The following is a 501-nucleotide window of genomic DNA, read 5'->3' as shown; positions in this document are numbered from 1 at the left end:
GAGCCAGCAACAATGGCACGACCATAGACCCTTGCATAACTAAAAACCGTAGCATCATAAGAAACATGAGCATAATCATAAATATGAGCATCAGCAAGAACGCGGGCAGCACCACTCACATGAGCATACCCATAAACATTGCCATAAACATGAGCATTGCCATAGACACAAGCATGGTCATAAATTTTTGCGTATTGAGAGATGAAAGCCTTGCCATAGATTTCACAATTCCCATAGACTTGCCCACAAACTTGCGAAAAATGGCGTATTTTTGCATTGTCATAAACACGGGCATAGCCATAGACACAAGCTTTATCATACACCCAGCAATTGCCATCATGGGATAGATTAGCTTCCTTTTCAATAAAGCCCCCTAAATCCCCCGTCTTAACATCATCAAAATCTTTTAAAGCTTTAATGCGATAAAGATTTATAATATTTCGAGTAAGAGCATGTTTGATTTTTTTGATTTCACTGGTTAATTCATATTTTTTGCACATA

At 38.1% G+C, this 501-nt stretch carries 1 pseudogene; it reads right to left on the bottom strand.

Annotation, left to right across the window (positions count from 1 at the left end):
* Nucleotides 1-500: pseudogene (locus tag ACFIKI_RS08690) on the bottom strand (hypothetical protein); the annotation flags it as partial.
* Nucleotide 501: the final 1 nt, after the last annotated feature.

Origin of the sequence: Bartonella sp. TT121SHDZB (assembly GCF_042193415.1) — a bacterium.
Lineage (GTDB): Bacteria > Pseudomonadota > Alphaproteobacteria > Rhizobiales > Rhizobiaceae > Bartonella.
This window is presented reverse-complemented; position numbering and strand designations above follow the sequence as displayed.